This window comes from Rothia sp. ZJ1223 (genome assembly GCF_016900985.1).
In the GTDB taxonomy this organism is placed as follows: Bacteria; Actinomycetota; Actinomycetes; order Actinomycetales; family Micrococcaceae; genus Rothia.
Window position 1 is genome coordinate 143,409 of record NZ_JAFEUT010000005.1, and the last position, 23,707, is coordinate 167,115.

19 protein-coding genes and 1 tRNA gene are annotated in these 23,707 nt (G+C 55.8%); 10 read left to right on the forward strand and 10 right to left on the reverse strand.

Features of this window, described 5'->3' with window-relative positions; genetic code table 11:
• Positions 1–11 precede the first annotated feature (11 nt).
• Positions 12–722, reverse strand: a complete 711-nt coding sequence (locus JTP09_RS08115; RefSeq protein WP_204877948.1) for a hypothetical protein — start codon at positions 720–722, stop codon at positions 12–14.
• Positions 716–2,140, reverse strand: coding sequence for a CpaF family protein (locus JTP09_RS08120; protein ID WP_204877949.1), 1,425 nt, complete (start codon positions 2,138–2,140; stop codon positions 716–718). The genes JTP09_RS08115 and JTP09_RS08120 overlap by 7 nt, the downstream gene beginning before the upstream one ends.
• A gap of 153 nt (positions 2,141–2,293) precedes the next feature.
• Between JTP09_RS08120 and JTP09_RS08125 the strand changes: the two genes are divergently transcribed.
• On the forward strand, positions 2,294–4,066 hold the full coding sequence (locus tag JTP09_RS08125; protein WP_204877950.1) for a bifunctional 3'-5' exonuclease/DNA polymerase: 1,773 nt from the start codon (positions 2,294–2,296) through the stop codon (positions 4,064–4,066).
• Between the two features lie 35 nt (positions 4,067–4,101).
• On the opposite strand, the gene JTP09_RS08130 is transcribed toward JTP09_RS08125, so the two are convergent.
• Entirely contained in the window at positions 4,102–4,920 is an 819-nt protein-coding gene (locus JTP09_RS08130; RefSeq protein WP_239479082.1) for a CoA pyrophosphatase, read from the reverse strand.
• The gene (gene nth / locus JTP09_RS08135) at positions 4,910–5,836 is read right to left on the reverse strand and encodes an endonuclease III (RefSeq protein ID WP_204877951.1); all 927 of its coding nucleotides are present in this window, start codon (positions 5,834–5,836) and stop codon (positions 4,910–4,912) included. The genes JTP09_RS08130 and nth overlap by 11 nt, the downstream gene beginning before the upstream one ends.
• A gap of 156 nt (positions 5,837–5,992) precedes the next feature.
• On the opposite strand from nth, the gene acs reads away from it, so the two are divergent.
• On the forward strand, positions 5,993–7,936 hold the full coding sequence (gene acs, locus JTP09_RS08140) for an acetate--CoA ligase (RefSeq protein ID WP_204877952.1): 1,944 nt from the start codon (positions 5,993–5,995) through the stop codon (positions 7,934–7,936).
• A 173-nt stretch (positions 7,937–8,109) separates the two neighbouring features.
• On the forward strand, positions 8,110–8,547 hold the full coding sequence (gene aroQ, locus JTP09_RS08145) for a type II 3-dehydroquinate dehydratase (RefSeq protein ID WP_204877953.1): 438 nt from the start codon (positions 8,110–8,112) through the stop codon (positions 8,545–8,547).
• 29 nt (positions 8,548–8,576) lie between these two features.
• On the opposite strand, the gene JTP09_RS08150 is transcribed toward aroQ, so the two are convergent.
• Positions 8,577–9,764: a MarP family serine protease gene (locus JTP09_RS08150; RefSeq protein ID WP_204877954.1), complete on the reverse strand. Its 1,188-nt coding sequence runs from the start codon at positions 9,762–9,764 to the stop codon at positions 8,577–8,579.
• Between the two features lie 271 nt (positions 9,765–10,035).
• Between JTP09_RS08150 and JTP09_RS08155 the strand changes: the two genes are divergently transcribed.
• Complete coding sequence (locus JTP09_RS08155) at positions 10,036–10,713, forward strand: Crp/Fnr family transcriptional regulator (protein ID WP_168614842.1); 678 nt, start codon at positions 10,036–10,038, stop codon at positions 10,711–10,713.
• 91 nt (positions 10,714–10,804) lie between these two features.
• Here JTP09_RS08155 and JTP09_RS08160 read toward each other — a convergent pair whose 3' ends face one another.
• The 3 genes from JTP09_RS08160 to JTP09_RS08170 form a co-directional block, all read right to left on the reverse strand.
• Positions 10,805–11,794 (reverse strand): NUDIX hydrolase, encoded by a 990-nt coding sequence (locus tag JTP09_RS08160; protein WP_204877955.1) that lies wholly within the window; start codon positions 11,792–11,794, stop codon positions 10,805–10,807.
• Positions 11,787–12,266: a RidA family protein gene (locus tag JTP09_RS08165; RefSeq protein WP_204877956.1), complete on the reverse strand. Its 480-nt coding sequence runs from the start codon at positions 12,264–12,266 to the stop codon at positions 11,787–11,789. The genes JTP09_RS08160 and JTP09_RS08165 overlap by 8 nt, the downstream gene beginning before the upstream one ends.
• Positions 12,267–12,365: 99 nt before the next feature.
• Positions 12,366–12,563: a hypothetical protein gene (locus JTP09_RS08170; protein WP_204877957.1), complete on the reverse strand. Its 198-nt coding sequence runs from the start codon at positions 12,561–12,563 to the stop codon at positions 12,366–12,368.
• Between the two features lie 171 nt (positions 12,564–12,734).
• Between JTP09_RS08170 and JTP09_RS08175 the strand changes: the two genes are divergently transcribed.
• The 6 genes from JTP09_RS08175 to JTP09_RS08200 all read left to right on the forward strand — a co-directional run bounded on the left by JTP09_RS08175 (position 12,735) and on the right by JTP09_RS08200 (position 22,856).
• Positions 12,735–14,858: a transglycosylase domain-containing protein gene (locus JTP09_RS08175; RefSeq protein ID WP_204877958.1), complete on the forward strand. Its 2,124-nt coding sequence runs from the start codon at positions 12,735–12,737 to the stop codon at positions 14,856–14,858.
• A gap of 2 nt (positions 14,859–14,860) precedes the next feature.
• Entirely contained in the window at positions 14,861–15,808 is a 948-nt protein-coding gene (locus tag JTP09_RS08180; protein ID WP_204877959.1) for a metallophosphoesterase, read from the forward strand.
• Positions 15,809–15,997: 189 nt separating this feature from the next.
• Positions 15,998–17,836, forward strand: coding sequence for an ABC transporter ATP-binding protein (locus tag JTP09_RS08185; RefSeq protein WP_204877960.1), 1,839 nt, complete (start codon positions 15,998–16,000; stop codon positions 17,834–17,836).
• 6 nt (positions 17,837–17,842) lie between these two features.
• On the forward strand, positions 17,843–19,648 hold the full coding sequence (locus JTP09_RS08190) for an ABC transporter ATP-binding protein (protein WP_370592540.1): 1,806 nt from the start codon (positions 17,843–17,845) through the stop codon (positions 19,646–19,648).
• An 89-nt stretch (positions 19,649–19,737) separates the two neighbouring features.
• On the forward strand, positions 19,738–22,644 hold the full coding sequence (locus tag JTP09_RS08195; RefSeq protein WP_204877961.1) for an FAD-binding and (Fe-S)-binding domain-containing protein: 2,907 nt from the start codon (positions 19,738–19,740) through the stop codon (positions 22,642–22,644).
• Positions 22,645–22,779: 135 nt separating this feature from the next.
• Positions 22,780–22,856 (forward strand) — tRNA-Pro (locus tag JTP09_RS08200).
• An 84-nt stretch (positions 22,857–22,940) separates the two neighbouring features.
• Here JTP09_RS08200 and JTP09_RS08205 read toward each other — a convergent pair.
• Together JTP09_RS08205 and JTP09_RS08210 are read right to left on the reverse strand one after the other, a co-directional pair.
• On the reverse strand, positions 22,941–23,351 hold the full coding sequence (locus JTP09_RS08205; protein ID WP_204877962.1) for a low molecular weight phosphatase family protein: 411 nt from the start codon (positions 23,349–23,351) through the stop codon (positions 22,941–22,943).
• Entirely contained in the window at positions 23,348–23,650 is a 303-nt protein-coding gene (locus JTP09_RS08210; RefSeq protein ID WP_239479083.1) for a metalloregulator ArsR/SmtB family transcription factor, read from the reverse strand. Before JTP09_RS08210 ends, JTP09_RS08205 begins: the two co-directional genes overlap by 4 nt.
• Between the last annotated feature and the right edge of the window lie 57 nt (positions 23,651–23,707).

The following is a 23,707-nucleotide window of genomic DNA, read 5'->3' on the forward strand; positions in this document are numbered from 1 at the left end:
CGGGGGCTCCTTTAGAGTTCTAGGCGCTCGGCGCGGGTGACGAGTTTTTGCGTCCACCGCCTGCCGTAGAGTGCAAGCCCGCAGCCTATACCACCCAGTACGAATCCAGGTAGCGAGCCCATTAAAAATCCCAGGGGGTTGGTGCCCATGAGCATTCCCAGCCCCAAGCCCAGCAACGGTAGCCACGAGAGAATAGAGCCCGTTGTTTTAGGGCCTGAGAGAGCCGAGACGCGGGCTTCGAAGGCATCGGTATCGTTTTCACAGTGGGCGGCGAGGTTTTCACACAGTACCTGCAAGGGAGCGCCAGTGCGGGCGCTCATGTGCCAGCACGCAAGAATTTGTTGGGCGCGCAGGCGTGAGTGTGCCCGCTGAAACGGCAGGGTGTTAGTGAGCCCCAGCAGGCTGTAACCAGCACTCATCCGTGTCAGAGCAGCTCGCAAGAAAAGCTCCTGATCAGCACGGGCGTACACTACAGACAGGGGTGCATCTAGTGTCTTTTTGTTAGTGTGCGCGGGCATCTCTCGATACTCAGCATCAGTATCATTCAACAGGTGTTTACACACCGTGGGCAGGGTACAGCCGGTAGCAACCAGTGAGCTCATCACCCACAGCAGTTCAGACCACACCTCCATCTCGTCGGCATCTGCCTCCGCCGACAGCCGAAACTTTGCCCAGTGGTACCGCAGGTAAGAACCCCAACGCTCAAGAAGGTGGGTTAGCATGCTGACACCTCATGTTTGCCCAGGTGTTTGTTCACCGCGTTCCGATCTGATGCGGTGAGCACAGGTTCATCGGTTACTGCACGGTAAAGATCGGCTCCTGCCGGGTACCAGGTCAGAGTGTTTTTATCGTCCACCGTGCAACACGGTTCTGTCACCAGTTGCCCCTGCTTCAGGGTTATAGCGGCAATCTCAGTGATACGCCGAGCGCCGCCGCGTTTCTCACAGTGAATGACGACATCGAGCGCGGTAGCTGCTTGGAGGGAGGTCGCCTCACTACTGAGTCCAGCAAGGGAACCCATGGCAAGCACACGTGCAGGAACTGACGCCGCCGAGTTAGCGTGAAGGGTGGAGCCTGAGCCCGCGTGCCCGGTGTTCATCGCCATCAAAAGATCGGCGATTTCAGCGCCTCGGCACTCTCCGAGAATAAGCCTGTCTGGCCCCATACGCAGCGCCTGCTGAATGAGCTCTTGCAAGCCTACCGCGCCGCGTCCTTCAGCGTTGGCATCCTTGGTAACGAGTCTGACGACGTGCTGGTGATGTGGCTGAAGCTCCGGTGAGTCCTCAAGGGTGACAAGGCGCTCGTGGGCGCCGCTGAGACTCAGCATGGCGTTAAGCAGGGTGGTTTTGCCGCTGCCTGTACCGCCACTGATGAGAAAGTTGGCACGCATTTCTACGAGGTGCCGAAGAACCTGCCCTACAGCAGGCGGGGCATCTACCAGTAGTGTTTCGAGGGTGGGTCGGGTTGCCGGTTGTAGGCGAATAGAGAGCACTGTTGAGTCTGGGGCGAGGGGTGGAAGCACCGCGTGGATGCGTTGCCCGCGGTCATTATAAACGTCGTTAGCTGCTACCGCATCATCCAATCGCGCGCCAGCAGAGGTAATTAGCCGGGTAGCTAGAGTCCGTAGCTGAGCCTCAGAGTCAAAGCGCACGGCAGTTTTTTGTTTGCCGTTTCTACCGTCGATCCACACGTCGCTGGGTGAATTGACGTAAATGTCGGTGATCCCGGGTATATCAAGCAGGGGTTCTAGCAGTCCCAGCCCACTGATTTCGGCTTTAACCCGGTCGAGAATTGCAGGAACGGGGTGCTCAGGCGGGTGGTCGGTTAGGTAATCGCGGGCAGCAGCAAGTGTAAGCGGACAATTGCTTGCCAGTATTCCCTCAATGACAGCCAGCGCTTGTGCCTCAAGGTCGGGGTCGGGTGCCTTTGCGAGAACCTGTTCTTTCGGTACGGGTTCTGAAAATTTTGGTGGGTATTTAGTGGCAAGTTCAGCAAAGGTGTGGGGTATAAGGGGTGACCCCGTGTGCTCGGTAAAAGATCCCCAGCTGTGTGGGGGCACCTCGTCCGTAGGTTGTGGGGAAGGTGGCTTCGGAGCGGCGTCCGTGGGGTACGTTGGCTGGGTGGTTGGTAAGCGGTTCATGCCCATATTTGACGCTACGATCCGGGCCGGTGACAAGTGATAGGTGGTGAACCTGTGGATAAGTGAGGTGACACGCCCGAGTTTCTGAGCGTGTGTCCACAGTGGGCGGTGTTGGGGTTCTGTGCATTCGTCATAAACCGCCATAATAAAACTATGTATATTGTGATTGGTGCCCCTGACACCGCAGATCAGAGCGCTGCCACCGTGATGTGGGAGGCTATCACGTATACGCCTGATGGCAGCGGTACGCGGCGGATTTTTTCCTCCGAGCAGCTACCCGATTTTATACGACTGGTCACCTCAAGCAACCGTTCGCAAACAGTGCGATGGGCGTGGGCTGATACCACTGAGATTTACCCGCTTTTACTCACCGCAGGAGTGAGTGTGGCACGCTGCCACGACCTTCTCTTGGTGCAGCGCATTCTTGCAACGGCTGCCACGCGCCCGCAGAATCAGGTCGACTTCTCACCCACCCACAATCTTGAGCCGCGCCCACAGGCACCTTCTGGGCATCTTCCGCCGGTTGCCCAGATGCTAGGGCAAGATTCCCTGTTCGACACAGCACCGGATAAGTCCCCGGACGCGCGTCCCAGCGCTACGCTGTTAGCAACCGAATTACACGCCCAGCTCACCGCGATAGAAGCAGCGCCCCATGCAGGGCGGCTAAAGCTCTTAGCCGCAGCTGAATCCCAGGGAGCACTTATTGCTGCGGAGATAAAGTTCTTTGGCATGCCCTGGAACCGGCAGATTCACGAGCAACTTCTCACACACACCCTGGGCAATCGCCCCGGTGCCTACGAGCGTCCTTACGAGATGGAAAAGTGCGCGGCGCTCATTGCCCAGCGTCTGGCGGCACCTCAGGTGAATCCTGATTCGCCGGCGAGTTTGCTCAAAGCAATGCACAATGCCGGTATTCGGGTGGAGTCTACCCGCAAATGGCAGTTGGTGGCGTGGGTTGATGTGGCAACAGGCCAAGAAGAACGCTACCGTCGGCAAGAGTTGATTGAGCCAATTCTGCGCTACAAGAAGCTGCACCGGCTGTTCACTGCTAACGGTTGGGCGTGGCTGGATGCGTGGGTGCATGATAACCGTTTCTATCCGTCCTATGAGGTGGGCGGGGTGGTGACCGGCAGGTGGGGTGCTCACGGGGGCGGTGCGATGCAGATTCCTAAGGACGTGCGCCAGGCAGTACAGGCTGAAGCGGGAATGACTCTCCTTGTTGCCGATGCTGCTCAGGTTGAGCCCCGTATTTTGGCGGCAATGAGTGGAGATCAAGCGCTGGCGGTGGCAGCGCGCGGGCGCGATTTGTACGCGGGTATTGCTGAGATTGGTGAGCGTACAGGTTCGCCGTTAGATAGCCGTGACGCGGCAAAGATCGTCATGTTGGGCGCCATGTACGGTGCAACTTCGGGAGATTCAGGAAGGTTGCTGCCGCACTTTCGTAAGCTTTTTCCGCGGGCGATGGAATTTACCGAGGCTGCTGCCTCTGTGGGTGAGCACGGTGGGCAGGTGACTACCTTTTTGGGGCGCACCTCGCCTGCTCCATCCAGCACGTGGTTTGCTACCCAGCGTGATACATCAACGGCGGAGTCTGAACGGCAGGCACAGTCTTTGGCGAAGTCGCAGGGGCGATTTACCCGCAATTTCGTAGTGCAGGGGACGGCTGCGGAATGGGCTTTGTGCTGGATGGGGCAAATGCGTAAGCGCTTGCGCGAAGAGAAACTTTTTGGACATGCCCTTTCAACACGCCTGGTGTATTTCTTGCACGATGAAGTCATGCTCTACGGCCCGCAGCGTGAGGCGAAGGTCTGCGAGCGCATTGTCAGGGAGTCAGCCGAGGACGCGGCAAAGCTGCTCTTCGGGCAGATACCGGTGGATTTTCCGGTCACGGTGGTAGCGACCGATAACTACGCGAAGGCAAAGTAGCGTCGAGCGGGCACGTGTGGGTCATGTTCAGCTCATCAATGACGCACACGTGCCCTCTTGCGGTTCTTGATCGGGGCGGGTTCACTGCGCTGCTGGTCCCAAGGCACCGACCAGCCCAGAGCGTCCAGCACCCTGTCAAGGATCACCCCGGTGAACCCCCAAATTCTAAACGTCTCGCCGTCTTGGGCAACATCAAATGCCGGTGATCGGTGCGTTCGCCCTTGATATGAGATTGTTGCGTACAGGCGATTAGCCGGGTTCACCAAATCAGCAACAGGCACGCGCAACACCAACGATGACTCCTGATGATCAACCACATCAACCGGGCTGGGCTTACACCACCATCCAATGATGGGGCTGACCTGAAAGTTAGAGACAGGCAGCGGTACGTCCTGAATTGCGCCCAAAACCTCAACACCCTCCGGGTCTAACCCTGTCTCTTCAACAGCCTCACGCACCGCCGCAATGTGAGAAACGGGGACGCCATCGCGTTCAGCACGCTCGTAATCCTCAGGGTCAATCTTGCCACCGGGAAAAGCCGGTTGCCCCGCATGAGACCTCATAGAGGAAGCCCTCACCAGCACCAAGACATCCAGATACTCCGCTACGTTCCCCGCCACCCAAGTACGCGCCGGTTCAGCATCTAAAGCACCAAACAAAATCAGTACAGCAGCGCGTCTGCTCACAGCACTATCGACCTCACCCACTTTCCAGCGCTCGCAGTCTGAGAAGTCAGTGACGTCGTGCTGAACCAGGCGCAACAAATCAGCACGCGCCTGCCCCAGCGCGGCACCCTTGGGGTCGGAGGCTGGGTTCTGAGAAACACGATCCGAGTCTTTGGGGTTAAGATCCAAGAGAATACCCTTCTGCTTGTAGTTGCCGGCGGCTATAGCCTTTAAGAAACTTCAGATGCAGGCCTTCTCTTCCCGGTGCCATTTCATATTTCATCAGCTTTCGCGCTTTTATTTCATCGGTCTCGCCTTCACCGTAGGAAGGGCACAAATCGGCAACGGGGCACACACCGCATGCCGGTTTCTGGGCATGGCAGATACGTCTGCCGTGATAAACCAGCCGGTGGGAAAGCTGCGTCCAGTCTTTTTTCTCAAAGAGTGCAGCAACCTCGCGTTCCACTTTTACTGGGTCTTTTTCTATGGTCATGCCCATGCGGCGTGCCAAGCGTCCGAAGTGGGTATCGACCGTTAGTCCCGGTTGATTAAAGGCGTTTCCCAGCACCACAAAGGCTGTTTTGCGCCCCACACCGGCGAGTTTAACCAGTTGCTTCAAGGTAGCCGGAACCTGCCCGTCGCATTCCGTTACAAGCTGCTGGGCGAGCGCTATGATGGAGCGGGTTTTCGCCCGGTAGAACCCCAGAGATTTTATGATGTCTTCAAGGTCTTCTGCGCGGGCGGACGCGAGGGCAGCGGCATCAGGGTAGGCGGTAAAGAGGGTGGGGGTCACCGAGTTGACGCGCACATCGGTGGTTTGGGCTGAAAGCACGGTGGCAACCAACAGCTGAAAGGGGTTCTCGAAGTCTAGTTCGGCAACGGCGTAGGGGTAGGTTTGCCCCAAAATGGTGTTGATTTTCCGTACTCTGCGTTTGCGCCCGATCTCGGTTTCGGGCGAGCGCTGTCTGCGTTTGCGTGCGGCTTCAGCAGTGAAAGCTGGTACGGTGCGAATTTCTATAAGAGCGTGTTCTTGCGGGGTCAAAGAGGGTGTTGACGCCACTGAAGTGGTCGGTGTTGCGCTCGTGGTGGTTGTTGTTTTACCCATAGCTTCAAGCCTACTCGGTGCGTTGAGTGGGGGTGTGCGTCCCAAAAAAATTTCAACACACCGCGCGCATAATATGACACACACCACTATATTAGTTTATGGTTTACTCAACGCATTTTTCATGACACCCATCATAGACGTTGCTCACTTATTACCATGAAAGGTTTCATTATGCCTGAGACTCCCACCTTCGCCCCCAGCGAAGAATTCGCTGCACAGGCGAACGCTACTGCCGATCTTTATACCCATGCCGAAGAAAAAGGCACCGAGTTCTGGGCGGAGCAGGCACGCGAGCTGCTGACCTGGTCAAAGCCCTTTACTGAAACCCTCGACTGGTCTAACCCTCCCTTTGCCAAGTGGTTCAAGGACGGCGAACTCAACGCCTGCTACAACGCTGTAGACCGCCACGTTGAGAACGGTTTGGGTGACCGCGTCGCTATTCACTTTGAGGGCGAACCCGGTGATACCAAAACCTACACCTACGCCCAGCTCAAGGACGAGGTATCCCGCGCAGCTAACGCTTTTGAGGCGCTCGGCGTCACCAAGGGCGACCGCGTCGCCGTATACCTGCCCATGATTGCTGAAGCTGTCATCACCATGCTGGCGTGTGCCCGTATTGGTGCGGTTCACTCCGTTATTTTTGGCGGCTTTTCAGCGGACGCGGTGCGTTCACGTGTTGAGGACGGCGAGGCGAAGCTGGTCGTTACCGCAGACGGCTCTTTCCGCCGTGGCAAGCCCTCCATGCTCAAACCTGCCGTTGACAAGGCACTCTCAGGCAAAACCACCGTTGAAAACGTAGTGGTCGTCAAGCGCAACGGCGAAGACATTGACTGGGTTGAGGGTCGTGACATCTGGTGGCATGAGGCTCTCGACGCTGCCTCCACCGAGCACACCCCCAGCGCCCAGAACGCAGAAGACCCCCTCTTCATTCTCTACACCTCAGGCACCACCGGTAAGCCCAAGGGTATTTTGCACACCACCGGTGGTTACCTCACCCAGGGCGCCTACACTCACAAGAACATCTTTGACCTCAAGCCGGAAACCGATGTGTACTGGTGTACCGCAGACGTTGGGTGGGTCACCGGCCACTCCTATGTTGCTTACGCACCGCTGGTCAATGGCGCTACCCAGGTGATCTACGAGGGTACCCCCGATTCACCGCACCGCGGTCGTTTCTGGGAAATCGTGCAGAAGTACGGCGTTACCATTCTCTACACCTCCCCCACCGCTATTCGCACCATGATGAAGTGGGGCGAGGACATCCCCGGCGAGTACGACCTCTCATCACTGCGCGTGCTGGGCACCGTGGGCGAGGCTATCAACCCCGAGGCGTGGACGTGGTTCCACCGCGTCATTGGCGGCAACAAGTGCCCCATCGTTGATACCTGGTGGCAGACCGAAACCGGCGCAATCATGATTTCTCAGTTACCCGGTGTCACCGTTGCTAAGCCCGGTTCAGCACAGCAGCCGGTACCCGGTATCAAGGTCGATGTGGTGGATGATTTGGGTGACACCCTGGGCAATGAGCAGTCAGGCTTCTTGGTTGTCCGTGAACCTTGGCCTTCTATGGTTCGTACCATCTGGGGTGACGACGAACGCTTTGTTGACACCTACTGGTCACGCTTTGAGTCCATGTACTTTGCAGGTGACGGCGCTAAGCGCGATGCCGATGGCGATGTGTGGGTACTCGGACGCGTCGATGACGTCATGAACGTCTCGGGTCACCGACTCTCCACCCCCGAAATTGAATCTGCTCTGATTACCCACCCCAAGGTGGCAGAAGCAGCGGTCGTGGGTGCGCCCGACGAGACTACCGGTCAGGCAGTCATCGCCTTCGTCATTCTTTCCGATGAAGCAGTGGCAGCAGGCTACGACGAGGCAGCCCTCTCCGAAGAAATCCGTGCTCACGTAGGTGTTGAAATCTCACCGATTGCTAAGCCCAAGAAGGTTCTGATTGTGCCCGAACTGCCCAAGACCCGCTCCGGCAAGATTATGCGCCGTCTGCTCAAGGACGTTGCAGAAAACCGCCCCGTCGGCGACGTCACCACTCTGGCAGATTCCACTGTCATGGACGTCATCGTCGAAAAGTACAAGGGCTAAAAGCTACGCGCGCGAAGACGCATCTAGACTTCATCTGCACCGCTGATAGAACGGTTGACGGGAGTTTGTGGTGAGCTCACCGCACCGACAAGGGGCACGATGAATAACAAAAGGTACCCGGTATCGGCACTAGATACCGGGTACCGCTTTCTTAATATGAAAAACTAAAGGTTATGGCACCCACACTTTTTGTTCTCAACGGCCCCAACCTCAACCTTTTAGGCACCCGCAATCCTGAGGTGTACGGCATCACCACCCTGGCAGATATCGAACAGCAGGTTACCCAGCGCTGCACCGAGCACGGCTTCGATGTTGAATTCTTCCAGTCCAATCACGAGGGCGCCCTGGTTGATGAGATTCAGCGTGCCCGCACCAGGGCTGTTGCTATTATCATCAACCCGGCAGCCTACACCCACACCTCTGTTGCCCTGCATGATGCTCTAGAAGCGGCCGAGCTGCCCGTTGTTGAGGTACACCTGAGTAACATTCACAAGCGCGAGTCATTCCGCCACCACTCTTATATTTCACCGCAAGCAACTGCTGTGATTGCCGGAGCTGGTGCCTATGGTTACACCCTGGCGGTGGACTTTCTCGCCCAGCACCTCGCCTAGACCCAAATTTCTTGGGGGGCTCTTGCCTTTTAGCGCACCTGGCACTGACCGGTAGCTACCGGCTGTGTGTAATTTTCCAAGCCCACCAGCGCATCCTGCAAAACAGAAGCAGGAATAGCATAACCGCTGGTTTTACCCTCTGTTGATGTGGCGAAGATCTGCGCGATTACCTCACCTTTCTCATTGAAGACCGGTCCGCCCGAGCTACCCTGTTCCACCTCAGCTGCTAGCTGATAAACTAAACGTGATTCGCTGGTTTCACCGGTTTTAGCTTCAACGGTACGACTGTAGCCCAAGCCCTGTACGGTTGCCGGACGCGAGTCGAAGGGACCTCCGCCGGGGTACCCCATGAAGGATGCGGGTGTGCCTGAAGGCGCATCACCGCCCAAAGGGAGCGCATCGAGTGGCAGTTCATCAGTGAGCCGTATAAAAGCGACATCGTTAGTTTTGTCGTAGTAAACCACCTCGCCGCGGTAGGTAAACCCACCCCGATCTTGGACGAGCGGTTCGGTCACGCCCGCTACAACGTGGGCATTGGTCGCTACGGTGTTGTCAGCGATGACGAACCCCGACCCCTCTGAGGTGTATCCGCAATGGATTGCAGCTCCTAATACCTGCACCACAGACTGGCTGGCTTCTTCAAGGCTGGCGTTTTCTAACGGTTCGGTGGGCGGGGGCGTCTGCGGGTACATTAGTGATGTAATTTCAGGAATCGAAGCGTTCGCCATGATCTCCGTGCGTACTTCACTGATTTTCTCTTGGACAGCACGGGGTACGTTGCGTTCAAGAGCCACCGCTATTTGTGACTGCCCCAGCGCAGTGGTGATTGCCGGAACGCCCAAGGGTTTGAGCGCAAGGATTATGATGAGCAGCACCAGCGCGCCCACCACTAGATTCAACACGCCACCGAGCAGACGTTCGAGGGAACGAAGCGGCGTTTTATCGCTGAGGTCTCGCAGGGAGCGCCCCAACAAAAAACCGAGCCATTGACCAACCACCAAGCAAAGAATAATGGTGATGATACCGGCAATAATGTGCCATGCCTCAGGCACCTGTTGCACTACCCAGCCGGTGACTGACATTGCCGCAAAGGCGCCAAGAATAAAGCCAGCAAGGTTGCCTAAAGAGATGAAGAAACCTCGCCTAATGCCCGCCAAGAAGTAGAGCAAAAAGATCACGGCTATGGTCGCGTCCAGCCAGGTAAACTCTTGTAACATTAGACTCCTTGCCGGGGGCACCCTATGATGCCCTCTCAGTTCACCCGATAGTAGTGCAGCAAGCGGGGAAAACGCTCACAGCAACCTAAAATTTTAGTCTAGCTCACGGCTGATTTAAGGATAGGGTGATGTAACTATCTCGTTTTTGCGGTAATCTCGATAGTAATTGAAAAAGTCACACTCACCAGAGTGGCTTGAGGCTTACGAGCACCTATCAATCGGTTCGTAACCACAACAAAGGTTTATTAGTAGTTTTATAGGAGAACAACACGTGGATATTGAAGTTCTACGCCGCGCCCCACTGTTTGCACAGCTCGACGATGAAGCATTCGCTGCCCTTACCGAAGACATCACTGAAGTTGACCTGACCCGCGGTGCCACTCTGTTCTACGAGGGCGACCCCGGCGACCAGCTGTACTTTGTAGTGTCAGGCAAAATCAAGCTCGGTCGCACAGCAAGCGACGGACGCGAGAACCTGGTTGCTATTCTCGGCCCCGGTGAAATCTTCGGCGAGATGGCTTTGTTTGACCCCTCACCGCGTTCAACCAGCGCAACCGCTGTGTCAGAGACCCGCCTGGCAGGTGTCAAGCACGAGTCACTGCGCAAGGCAATGGAGAAGTCCCCCAGCATCTCAGCTCAGGTTCTTCAGGCTCTTGCCCGCCGTCTGCGTCGCACCAACGAAAACCTCGCTGACCTGGTCTTCTCAGACGTTCCCGGTCGCGTTGCAAAGGCACTGCTCGACCTAGCTGACCGCTTTGGTCGCCCCGCAACCGACGGTGTGCTCGTTGCCCACGAACTCACCCAGGAAGAGCTGGCTCAGCTCGTTGGCGCCTCACGCGAAACCGTGAACAAGGCACTGGCTGAATTCGTATCACGCGGCTGGATTCGCCTCGAAGCACGCGCGGTCGTTATTCTTGATCTGCAGCGTCTGCGCAACCGTTCACGCTAAAACTCATAGCGTACTAAGAGCACCCTAAAAGAAAGAGGGGCGGTTCATCGCGAACCGTCCCTCTTCTTTTTCCTTGAAGCAGTAATGGTCTCTACCGCGCGGGTTTGGCGGGTGCGTCCTTGACGCTGAGATAGCAGGTGCCATCGGCTGCCATCTTAGTTTCAGGTTTAACCACCTGAACCGAGCGTTTCTTGGAGAGGAAAGCGATGGCACTTGAGCTGTTGTTCATTGCTTCTAGGGCGCACATCACTCCCGGACTCACCAGCTCAGGAAGGGTCTTGCCGACGGTATCGTCCTGCCCCACTTCATCTCCCAGCGCGGTGCTGGTGGTGTTAGAGAGAACCTCACCGACGCTAATCCACCGACCCCAAATCCCTTTGCCTTCTAAGAGGTTAATGCTTTGCCCCACGGGCACAGCAGCCGCAAAGTAGTGCAAATCGTAGCGCTTGTGGAAGAAATCGGGTGAGTGCCAGTGCCCCACAGGCTTGAGCAGGTCAGTACGCATCTTCAGGTTGCGGCTTTCGAGGTAGCCGATGAAATCTTTCTCTTGCTGAGAAATAGCCTGTCGCACGCTCATCATCTCGTGCGCGTTCAGTGACTCAACGGTGCTAACCTCGTTAGTCCCAGCGAGTAAGAGACCGGTTTCTTCAAAAACTTCGCGGATGGCGGTGGTGACGGCGGCACGTGCCAACTGCGGATTGTCGCCACCGGTTTTTTCAGCCCACTGCGTTTCGCTCGGGCCAATCCACTGGTGATGGGCAATATCAGATGCGATAGCTAGACCGCCGGGGAAAGCCAGCCTGCCCATGGGAGATTTCACCCGATACGTCATAAAGGTTTCAATGCCGCTGGCACCGTCGCGTACAAACATCACGGCACCTGCCGCTTTAAGGGTGCAGGGGCCGTGTTCACCGCCCTCTGCTACCCAGGTACGCGCCGCGTCTTGCTGCGATCGAGGCAGTACAAATATGCGTTCAACAGATGCCACAGTCCGCTCGATGCGGGCGGTATCAGTGCTCATCGCCGCAGCCTTCTGGGGCACCGTTTTCAGAGCACCGGTATACAGAGCAGGTTTAGACATACTCAACAATAATTTCAACTTCAACCGGTGAGTCTAAGGGCAACACCGGCACACCAACAGCGCTGCGGGCGTGCTGACCCGCCTCACCGAAAATATCACCCAGCAGCTCAGAAGCCCCGTTAATGACGGCAGGCTGGGCAGTAAACTCAGGGTGCGATGATACAAAACCCACTACTTTAACAATCTTGGTCACGCGGTCAAGATCACCAATCGCAGATTTCACGGCAGCCAAAGCGTTCAAAGCACACATCGCCGCGTACTTTTTAGCGTCATCGGGGTTCACACCACCGGGTTCAGTATGAACCTTGCCAGTTTCTGGCAAAGCCCCATCGATAAAAGGCAATTGACCCGAGGTGTAGACGTACGAACCACTGACAACAGCGGGGACGTAGGACGCTACAGGGGCGGCAACCTGGGGCAGTGTGTAGCCCAGTTCTTTAATACGGTTTTCAACGGTGCTGTTCTGAGTCATAACGCTTTCTCACAATGATTCTGGTACAGGAAGTGTTAAGGGAAAACAACGACCGGTCGCGCTACACGCGAGTCGGCCGTTGAGTTCTATATTTTAGTGTTAGCTTTTCTTACGTTTGAAGTAAGCGATCGGGTTGCCCTGGGTCGGAGCGACCATGTTACCCGCGGGTGCGGCACCGGTTGGCGCAGCACCAGGTAGTACAGTGACAAGTTCCCAGCCGTCTTCGCCCCAGCTATCCAAAATCCGCTTGGTAGCGTGAATCATCAAGGGCACTGTTGCGTATTCCCATTTATCCATGTCTCTAGCCTAAACCCACCGGCACGCGTTTACGAAAACACCCGTGCAAGAGGCGGTAAAACATCGTATTTGTTGCGGGGCGAACTAGGAGGTCTGCCGGTGTGAGCCAGCGGTCTATGAGCGGTCTAATAAAAGACTGTGTTTTTTCCGTTTGGCTTGTAAACTAGAGCAATGGTCTCATCCAAGAAAGTACGTAAAAAGCGTAAGCCCAGTGATTTATTGCAGTTCGTAGCGCTGTCAATCATTGCAGGCTTTATCACTGCCGGTCTGTTGGTTCCGCCCACAGCTGCCGCTGGCATGGCTGCTACCTCATCCATCAACTGGTTCAAGGGACTGCCCGACAATATGTCTGACGGCCCGCTCTCGAAGCCCTCGGTACTGTACGCATCCGACGGTAAAACGGAGCTAGCTACTTTTTACGCTCAGAACCGCACTGAGGTTCCCCTCGATAAAATTTCGCAGCCCATGCAGGACGCGATTATCGCGGTTGAAGACCGTAAGTTCTACGATCACGGTGCTATTTCACCCGTCGGTATTGGACGTGCGCTGGTTAATAATATCCTTCGTCCTAACAACCGTCAGGGCGCTTCCACTCTCACTCAGCAGTACGTGAACAACTTGCTCATTGATACAGCTGAACAGACCGGCGGCGATGCCACCGAAACTTTGGGCGCTAATAAGGGGTATGTTGAGAAAATCATCGAGATGAAACTTGCCATCTCGATGGAAGAAAACAAATCCAAAGACGAAATTCTTGAGGGCTACCTCAACATTGTGAACTTGGGTGGCGCTAACTACGGCGTTGAGGCTGCTGCTTACTACTACTGGGGTATTTCAGCTGCTGAGCTGAACCCCGCTCAGGCAGCGACGCTTGCCGGTATGGTACAGGCACCTAACGTGTACCGCCCCAATAAGAACCCCGAATACTCCAAAGAACGTCGCAACTTAGTGCTGGGCACCATGTTGCGCGATGGGAAAATCACTCAAAAAGAGTATGACAACGCAGTGAACTCAGAGTTGGATCTCGATATTCACACCACCGACTCAGGATGTTCAGCAGCAGGTGTAAACGCCTACTTCTGCAACTACGTGATGTCAGCGCTCTACGGCGATGAATCCTTTGGTGCTACCGAAGAGGACCGCATCAACAGCATTTACCGTGGCGGTTACAAGATTATTTCAACTCTTGATACCCGCGCGCAGGATTCAGCGAAGAAGTCAGTGGAAGCTACCCAGCCCTCTACTAACAATATCGACGATGTGAACGCCGCTCTGGTCTCTGTTGAACCCAAGAACGGCTACATTAAGGCGATGGCGCAGAACAGTGATTATGCTGATGCAAAGGACGATCACTCTACTTCGCTCTACAGCTACAATGTTGATCCCCAGTACGGTGGAACCACCGGATTCCAGCCCGGTTCAACTTTCAAGCCCGTGGTTCTGGCGAACTGGATAGATAAGGGCAAGAGCGTCAATCAGGTGATTGATGGCACCGCTTTGAACTACCCCGCCAGCACCCACTGGAATGCCAAGTGCCTCGACGGTGGAGCTTTCCGGTTCACCGAAAAACCCGAGGGTTTTACCTTCCAGAACGCTGAGGGTGGTTACCGCCAGTGGGGCACAGTTGCTTTCGGTATGAAGAACTCCATTAACTCCTTCCTCTTCCGCATGGTCTTCGAATCTGATTTGTGCGATATCCAAGAGATGGCTGATAAACTGCACGTTCACCAGTGGACGGGCGACACCGCCTACAACCCCAAGATTCTGACATCGAACATCGGTGCCATTGAGGTTTCACCCTTGACTATGGCATCCGCCTACGCGACCTTCGCTAACGACGGTGTCTACTGTGAGCCTATGGCAACCACCAAGGTTGAAAACCGCGACGGTAGCGTGAAGAAAGAGTACAAGCCCGCCTGCTCCGAACAGATTTCAAAGGATGTCGCGAACGGCGTGAACTACGTACTCAAGCAGGTACTGGTCGATGGTTCTGGCTGGCAGCGCGGTATCGGCTTGCCTGATGCTTCAGCAGCTAAAACCGGTACGACCGATAACTCCACCCAGACCTGGATGGTGGGCTACACCAAGGGTCTTTCTACCGCGTCCTGGGTGGGTAACCTCCAAGAGGGTTCCCGTTCACTCAACGGTTTGTCAATCAACGGCCAGCGCAGTGCTTACGTTGATGGCGCAACCTTCGCAGGTACCCAGTGGCAGCGTTACATGAACGAGACCGCTAAACGCTATAACACTGATAAGTTCGCTCAGCCTTCTAATAAGGTGCTGGGTCTAGGCTAAGTATGATCTCATCTTCACCTTCTGCTGTGGCGGTATCTGCTGAACAGCTGGGCAAGGTAGCCGGTGCTACCCTCGCTACAGCTGTTGTTGCGGGTGCCGCCACGGCAGTCTATGCCCGGTATTACGAACTCACCAATTTCACGGTGCGCCACGAAGCGCTACCCGTTTTACCTGCAGGCACCCCAGACTTTAGGATTCTGCATATCTCAGATATGCACATGATTCCGGGGCAACGCACCAAACGTGACTTCATCCATTCGCTGGCGGCGTTAGAACCCAACCTCGTTATCAACACCGGTGACAATCTCTCGCACATGAGCGGGTTACCTGCCCTGATGGATGCGTTGGATCCGCTCTTTGATTTTCCGGGTGTGTACGTGCCGGGTTCTAACTGCTATTTCGCACCGGGCAAAAAGAACCCTTTCCGCTATTTAGTGGGACCCTCTAAGAAACCTGAGAGCGAAAAAGTCGCTACCCTTCCCACCCAAGAAATGCACGATGCTTTTGATAACAGGGGCTGGGTTGACCTCATCAACCGCTATGAAACTCTGAGCATTGATGGGTTGCGTTTGGAGTTCTCGGGGGTTGATGACCCGCACATTGGCTATGACAAGCATCCGGGGTTTGCGCCCACCGCCTTTGATACCGAACCTGCGCCGTTGGTGCGCTTAGGTGTAGCTCACGCACCGTACCTGCGAACCCTGAACCGGTTTGTTGCTGATGGTGCCCAAGCGATCTTTGCCGGTCACACGCACGGTGGTCAGGTATGTTTGCCGGGTGGACGCGCGCTGGTGTCTAACTGCGATTTGCCGCCTGCGCGAGCCAAAGGCTTGAGCTATCAAGGTGGTGTGCCGGTACACGTTTCTGCCGGGTTGGGAACTTCACGCTACGCACAGGTGAGGCTCTTCTGCCCGCCTGAGGCAATTGTGGTGACCCTCACCTCACGCTAGATAGGCAATATTTTCTGCGTAAAATTTGCGTCATGATTTCGCTTGAAGAAATCCTGGCGCGAATTTTTGTGTAAAACCCTGTAGAACTGTAGGTGGAGCCTAATTGTATTCTGGAGGGCTCTATTCCCTGGTGAGAAGGCTGGTAGCTAGCGCGTGCAGAACTTTTTGTTAAAAACAAAGCGTATTGAGGTGCCCTCCCCTACCCCCTTTTCCCGGCAGACCGGCGAATCGCACACCCTTTTTTCTTATCTGCGTCCTATCCGCGCACGGTGGATAGCGGGGCTGACTGTCAGCATCATTATAGTCATCGTGGAGCTGATGATTCCTCAAGTGCTCAGCTTTATTGTCGATGCGATGGTGGGCGGATCACCCACCAGCTCAACGGTGTGGCTAGGCGGTTTAATAGTGCTGGGGGTCGCCGCAGCCCAAGTATCTTTGGTGATGTTGCGCCGCTTCTTATTGGTTGATTCAGCGTCCACTGTTGAGCAGCAGATGCGTTTGAATATTGTGGATAAACTACTGCGTCAGCCCATTTCTTTTCACGACCGTTGGCCCTCGGGGCAGCTTCTGCAGCGCTCAATGGGTGATCTCAATACCTTGCGCCAGTGGATGACTTTCGGTCTGGTTCAGCTCATCTCTGTTGCGGTGATGCTGGTCGTTGGCTCGGTGCTCCTACTGCGAGGGTCTCCCCTGCTCACCCTCATCTACGTGTGCAGTGTACCGCTCATGGTTTTTGTGACCTGGCGGTTTGTTAAAGGGTATCGAGAGCTCACCCGCCAATCTCAAGAGATGGCTGGCGATCTAGCAACCACCGTTGAGGAGTCTGTTCACGGTGTGCGTGTGCTCAAAGCCCTCGGACGCGGTCAGCATGCTCTTGCGGGCTTCGCTGAGGACTCCGCCAGGTTGCGGGATCTTGAGGTGACCCGCTCGCGGTTCATGGGTAAGCTCATGATGCAGAACTCTTTGATTGTCGGTGTCACCTCGCTTATTACCCTGGGGGTTGGCATCAACCAGGTTGCCCACAACCAGCTCAGCGTTGGCGAACTCACCGCTTTCTTTGCAACCACCGCCATTTTGAATGCCCAGGTAGAACGTGCAGGTACACTCATGGGCATCGGGCTGGGCGCTAAGGTCTCCTTAGACCGCCACCGCTCTATCGTGGATACCCCCGATGGAGAAGATATACCCCTGCTCAGCGACTCTAGCCGCAACGAAAGGACGGGGAACGGACGCGCGTCCGCCCCGATGAAACATTCGGTGCAGAGTTCGCAGGCCCCCGCTTCTCTCAGTTTTTCGGGCGTTCGCTTCGCCTACTCCGAAGCGGCACCGGCTGTGCTGACAAACTTTAGCCTAGAGATTGAACCAGGTGAGATTATTGCCCTGGTGGGTGTCACAGGTTCGGGTAAATCAACAGTTTTGCAGCTGGTACCGCGTCTCTATGATGCAACCGCCGGCACCATCTCCATAGACGGGGTTGACGTTAAATCACTCAGCATTCACCAGTTGCGCCAACAAGTTTCTTTCGCTTTTGAAGAGCCTGTATTGTTCTCAGATACGGTGCGTGAGAACGTGTTGCTGGGTGTTGACCGTTCGCGGATGAGCGCCCAAGAGGCGGACGCGCGTTTGCGTCTGGGTCTTGACGTTGCCTCTGCTGATTTTGTGGAGAAACTACCTGAGGGTGTTGATTCTGTGATTGGTGAAGAGGGCATGAACTTATCGGGTGGTCAGCGTCAGCGTCTGTCGCTCGCCCGCGCCATTGCAGCCCAGCCGCGCGTCATGCTCCTTGATGATCCGCTGTCGGCTCTCGACGTTAATACCGAGGAGTTCGTGATGCAGCAGCTGAAAAAGCAGCTGGTGAACTCTACTACCCTGCTGACCGCTCACCGCCCCTCAACCGTTGCCCTTGCCGACCGGGTTGCCGTGATGAAAGAGGGCGCAATTATTGCAGTGGGCACTCCTGCTCATTTGCAATCGCACCCAGAATATCGGGCGTTGATGGCACCCCTTGATGAGAGTAAGGAGGGCTAAAGAACCGTGTCACAGCAACTTGCCGAAGACAAAATTGAGCTCGATGCTTCAGAGAAGAAATTTACCCGCCAGCATTCTATGGCTCTGCTGGTGCGAGTTCTGAAGCCCCTGCGTAAAGAGCTCATGCTCTCTATCATCTACGTGGTAGCGGCGATGGGTCTTAATACCCTGGCGCCCTGGCTGATTGCCTACACGTTGAACAACGCCTTAAACCCCCTGCGTGAGGGCAACTCTCAGCCTATGCTGGTTTCGCTAGCGGTGTTTGGGGCTGCCGTGATTCTTGCCGGTGTCTTTGTGTACCTGAATATTGTGGTGACCACCCGTCTCTCGCAAAAAGCCCTCTATGCCCTACGCCTTGAAATGTTCGATCACGCGCAGAAACTCAGCGTGGGTTTTCACGAGAAATATACTGCCGGACGTGTGATCTCGCGCCTGACTTCAGACCTTGAAACACTCAAGGCTTTTCTCGATTCCGGTCTATCTCAGCTCGCCGCTGCCGCCCTGAGCATGGTTTTCTCTGTGATAGCTCTCTTTGTGATTGAGTGGCGGGCAGGTGTCGGTCTGCTAGTCATGATGGTTCCCGTGGCTCTGCTGACCGTCTGGTTTCAGCGCCGCTCCTCGGTGGCTTTTCGTGCCCAGCGTGTTGAATCAGCCCAGCTTATTGGACGCTTCACAGAGACTTTCGGCAGTATTCGCGCCATCAAAGCCTTCAACAATGAGGCACGCGCCCGCTCGGTCTACGGCGAAAAAGCAGAAGACTACCGTCTGCGCGTCATGGATTCCGTCAAAATCTTTGGTCTCTACCTGCCCTCTCTGCTGGGTGCGGGCACCGTCTTCGTGGCGGTAGTGCTGGTGGTTGGCGGTCACTCTGTGCTTGAGGGAGCCATGCAGGTGGGCACCCTGCTTGCACTGGTTATATATGCCAACCGCATCTTTGAACCGGTCTTTCAAATGTCGCAGTTCTACAACCAGTTACAGTCTGCCGTATCGGCTTTAGAGAAGGTCTCGGGCTTTCTCGCCGAAGTACCCCAGGTTGCCGAACCGGCGCGTCCGGTACAGCGTACCCAGCCTGCTGCGGGTCACCTTGAGTTTAGGGACACGAGTTTTGAGTACCTGCCCGGTCGCCCTGCCTTGCACCCCTTCAACCTGGACATTCCCGCCGGTCAGCAGGTAGCTCTGGTGGGTAAAACCGGTGCCGGTAAATCTACCCTCGCTAAATTGGTGGCACGTTTCTACGATCTCACTGAGGGTTCTTTGACCTTGGACGGGGTTGCTGTGAGTGATCTTGCCGATGAGCAGTTGCGCCGTGAAGTCGTTATGGTGACTCAGGAGGCTTTTCTTTTTACCGGCACTATCTCTGAGAACATTAGGCTGGGCAGACCCGAAGCAACCGACCAAGAAGTTGAGGATGCAGCGCGGGCGGTGGGTGCCCACGGGTTCATCTCGATGATGCCCGAGGGGTACAACACCGACCTTTCAAAGCGCGGTGGTTCGGTCTCAGCCGGTCAGCGTCAGCTCATCTCGTTTGCCCGTGCTTTCTTGGTAGACCCGGCGGTGCTTATTCTCGATGAAGCGACCGCCTCCCTTGATATTCCCTCCGAACGGTTGGTTCAAGCCGGGCTTGAGAAACTGTTGGCGGGGCGCACTTCTCTCGTGATTGCCCACCGTCTCTCAACGGTGCTGACCTCGGACCGTATTCTTGTGATTGATGACGGCACCATCGTCGAAGATGGCTCCCCCACCCAGCTCATTGAGTCCGGCGGACGCTTCGCTCAACTCCACGCGTCCTGGGAAGAATCAATGGCAATCTAGCGAAGATGCGCGAGTTTCATGAAGAGATGAACAACACTAGCAACTCTAAAATAGAGACAATCACACTCGCACGAACAAAGGTGTTTGTTATGTCCGCCGTTGCTGTCTCTGCTACCTCCCTTGACTCACCGCACGCCCACGGGTTGAGCGGTGTCGCCTCAGAGCTTCAATCCCTCTTAGGAGCTGACGCTATCTCGGTCAAAGAAATTGACCGTTTGGCTATTGCCCACGATGCTTCCCACTACCTGCTGGTTCCCGGTGGGGTGCTGCGTCCTCGTTCAGCTGATGATATGGGTGCGATTTTCGCTTCTGCTTCGCGTCATAGGGTTCCACTGACCTTCCGTTCCGGCGGCACCTCGCTTTCAGGGCAGGCAGTCAGCGACGGTTTGATGCTCGATACCCGCCGCAATTTTCGCGACATAGAGGTTCTCGATAGCGGTCGACGGGTGCGGGTGCAGCCCGGAGCGACCGTCATGGCGGTCAACAACATGCTGGCACCCTACGGTTACCGGCTGGGTCCTGACCCCGCGTCCTTGAGTGCCTGCACCATCGGTGGTGTGGTTGCTAACAACTCATCGGGTATGTCGTCGGGTACCGAGTTCAACACCTATAACACCCTCGAATCCCTGGTTTTTGTGCTGCCCTCGGGTACCGTGATTGATACTGCGGACGCAGATGCCGACGCCCAGTTGCGCGCCCAAGAACCCGATATTCACGAGGGTTTGTTACGCCTGCGCCGACGTATTCTTGCAAATCCCGCGTCCGTTGCCACCATCAAGCAGCAGTTCTCGATGAAGAACACCATGGGTTACGGGCTTAACTCTTTTCTCGATTTTGAAACCCCTGTCGAGATTTTGGAGCACCTCTTGGTGGGCTCTGAGGGCACTCTGGCTTTTGTGGCTTCAGCAACCTACCGCACCCTACCTATTCTCACCAATGTTTCAACCGGCCTGCTGGTTTTTGATGACCTCATCACCGCGGCAAAAATGGTGCCCACACTGGTAGAGAACAAGCTCTCTACCGCTGAACTTCTAGATGCTACCTCTATTCGTGTTGCCCAGCGCACCGGTCAGGCAGCTGCTGCGCTTGCAGCGATTGACGTGAAAGACCACGCCTCGGTGCTGGTGGAATTCCAGGGCAACTCTGCTGAGGAGCTCAGGACTTTAGAGGATGCCGCCGCGCCCATGTTCGCGTCCCTGCCCGTGGTGGCGCCCGTTGAAATGACCACCGATTTGAGCGAGCGCAACAAGCTCTGGCAGGCTCGCCGCGGGCTTTATACAACGGTTGCGGGCAACAGACCCTCAGGTACTAATGCTCTGTTAGAGGACGTGGTGGTGCCTGTGGATGTGCTGGGTGAAACCTGCCAGGAGCTGGGTACTCTCTTTGATGTCCACGGCTATGAGGATTCGGTGATTTTCGGTCATGCTAAGGACGGTAACGTTCACTTCATGCTCAATGAAAAGTTTGATGATGCCGATAAGCTGCGTCGCTACGAAGCCTTCACCGAAGACATGGTGGATCTGATTGTAGGACGCCAGGGGTCGCTGAAAGCCGAGCACGGTACAGGTCGCATTATGGCACCTTATATCGAGCGTCAGTTTGGTACCGAACTTTACGAGGTGATGGTTGAAGTCAAGCGCCTGATTGACCCCACAGCCTTGCTCAACCCCGGTGTCATTATTACCGATAATCCCCGCACCTACATTGAGAATCTCAAGGTTGCGCCCGCTGTGGAGCAGGAGGTTGATCGCTGTGTGGAGTGCGGTTACTGTGAGCCGGTATGCCCGTCTAAGGATTTGACGCTGACCCCGCGCCAGCGTATCGTCATGCGCCGCGAGGTTCAGACGGCTGAGGAGCACAATCCAGATCTGGCAAACCGCTTGCGTAAAGATTATGAGTACTACGGCATGGAGACCTGCGCGGTAGATGGTATGTGCTTCACTCGTTGCCCCGTGCTCATTGATACAGGTGATTTGGTGCGGCGTCTGCGTAGTGAGAACCAGAATAAGTTGGTGGCTACGGGGTGGACGATTGCCGCAAAGAACTGGGGCGCGGTGGATGCTGGTGCCGGTGTCGCCTTAGATATCGCTAAGAAGCTACCCTTCCCCGCGGTGAAGGCGGTGACTGATTTCGGGCGTAAGGTCATGGGTGAAGACCTGGTGCCTCAGTATAAGAAGTCGTTGTCAGCTGGTGGTAAACATCGTGTAGCGCACCCTGATGTCCGTGCCGAGATTGTTTTCTTCCCCGCCTGCGTCAACGCCATGTTCGGTGGTGTTGACGGTGACGGCAAGGCTGAGCCGATGAACGCAACGGCTGCTTTTGAACAGTTGTGTGAGCGTGCGGGAGTGCGCTACACAGTGCCCGAGGGTATCTCATCGCTGTGCTGCGGTACTCCCTGGAAGTCTAAGGGGTACACCGACGGCTACTTGCTGATGAGCGATAAAGTTCTGAGCACTCTGTGGAAGGCAACCCGTGGCGGTGAGTTGCCCGTGGTCTGCGATGCGTCCTCGTGTACTGAGGGGCTTGAAGTGATGAAGTCCAAGGTGACAGCTGCCGCTGAAAGTCAGCTGAAGAACGGAGTGCGCGCAGGAGAGGCTGATTTTGCCAAGATTCGCTTTATTGATGCTGTGCAGTTCACCGCTGAGCGTCTGCTACCTGGGCTCACGGTAACGCGTCCGCTGGATTCTGTGGTTTTGCATCCCACCTGCTCAGTCACCCACCTGGGTGTTCAGGCGCAATTTGTGGCACTGGCTCAGGCGATTTCGCCGGACGCAGTAGTACCCGCTAACTGGGGTTGCTGTGGTTATGCCGGTGACCGCGGCATGTTGCATCCCGAGCTCACTGCTTCTGCGACGAAAGCTGAGGCGCGTGAGGTCAATGAGCGTAGCTACTCCGCCTATGTTTCGACCAACCGCACCTGTGAGCAGGGTATGACCGAGGCTACCGGGCACACCTACCAGAACATTCTGCAACTGGTCGAGAAGGCAACCCGCTAGTTCTACCGTTCACCGGGGTAGCTGGGCGGACGCGCGGGTAGGCTCGCGCGTCCGCGTCGAAGATTTTGCGGCGTCCGCGTGGCAGGGTTATACTGGTTGATGTTGCTTTGACGCTTAGCGTCATGAGTTAATAATCGGGATGTGGCGCAGCTTGGTAGCGCGCGTCGTTCGGGACGACGAGGTCGCAGGTTCAAATCCTGTCATCCCGACCAAGCATAAAAGCCCCGCTCACTGTAAAAGTGAGCGGGATTTTTGCTGTATTCGCGTATTCAACCTTCAGGTAGCAGTACTTTGGGTTAGTAGCTTTGTGCCAGTTTCTGCACACGCTCACGGATCTCGTCACGAATCAGGTTCATGCGCTCTTCGCCTTCGATGCCGCGTTCTGAGGGTTCGTCGGTTTCCCAGCGCTCAACCTCAACACCGTCAACCTCGGGAAGTTTCGCCCCGCCCACCACGACTACACGGTCGGCAGCACGCATCGCCTCCTCAGTCAGCTGGGTAGGAGTACCTGCCAACATATCAGCACCAATTTCAGCCAGTGACGTCGCAGCCTGCTGGTTAACAGCCTCCCCCACTGCCGCTTTAGTACCTGCTGACTCCACGGTGAACTTACCCGGCGCTTCAGCTTCTAACAGGGCAGCAGCCATCTGTGACTTGCCCTTGTTGGAATTGCATACGAACAAAATAGTGGGCTTGTGATCGGTCATGGGTGTTCCTTCCAGAGGGTACTAATACATTCTTGGGCGGATGCTGCCACCGAGTAGTGCGCCCAGGTGCCGCGCTGTTCGCGGGCGAGAATACCGGCGTCTACCAGAATCTTGAGGTGGTGCGAGACGGTAGATTGTTTGAGCCCCAGCGGTTCGGTGAGGTCACAAACGCAGACACTTTTTTCAGGTGATGAATCAATGAGATAGACCAGGGTCAGCCGTCGTTCATCGCCGAGAGCCTTGTAGAACTGGGCTTTACGCGCAATATGCTCAACTGGCACCGCAGATTCGGTTGCCATACTGCAACACGATGATGTTCTCATACGCTCACCTCCCGTGAGATGCGGCAAAGATTG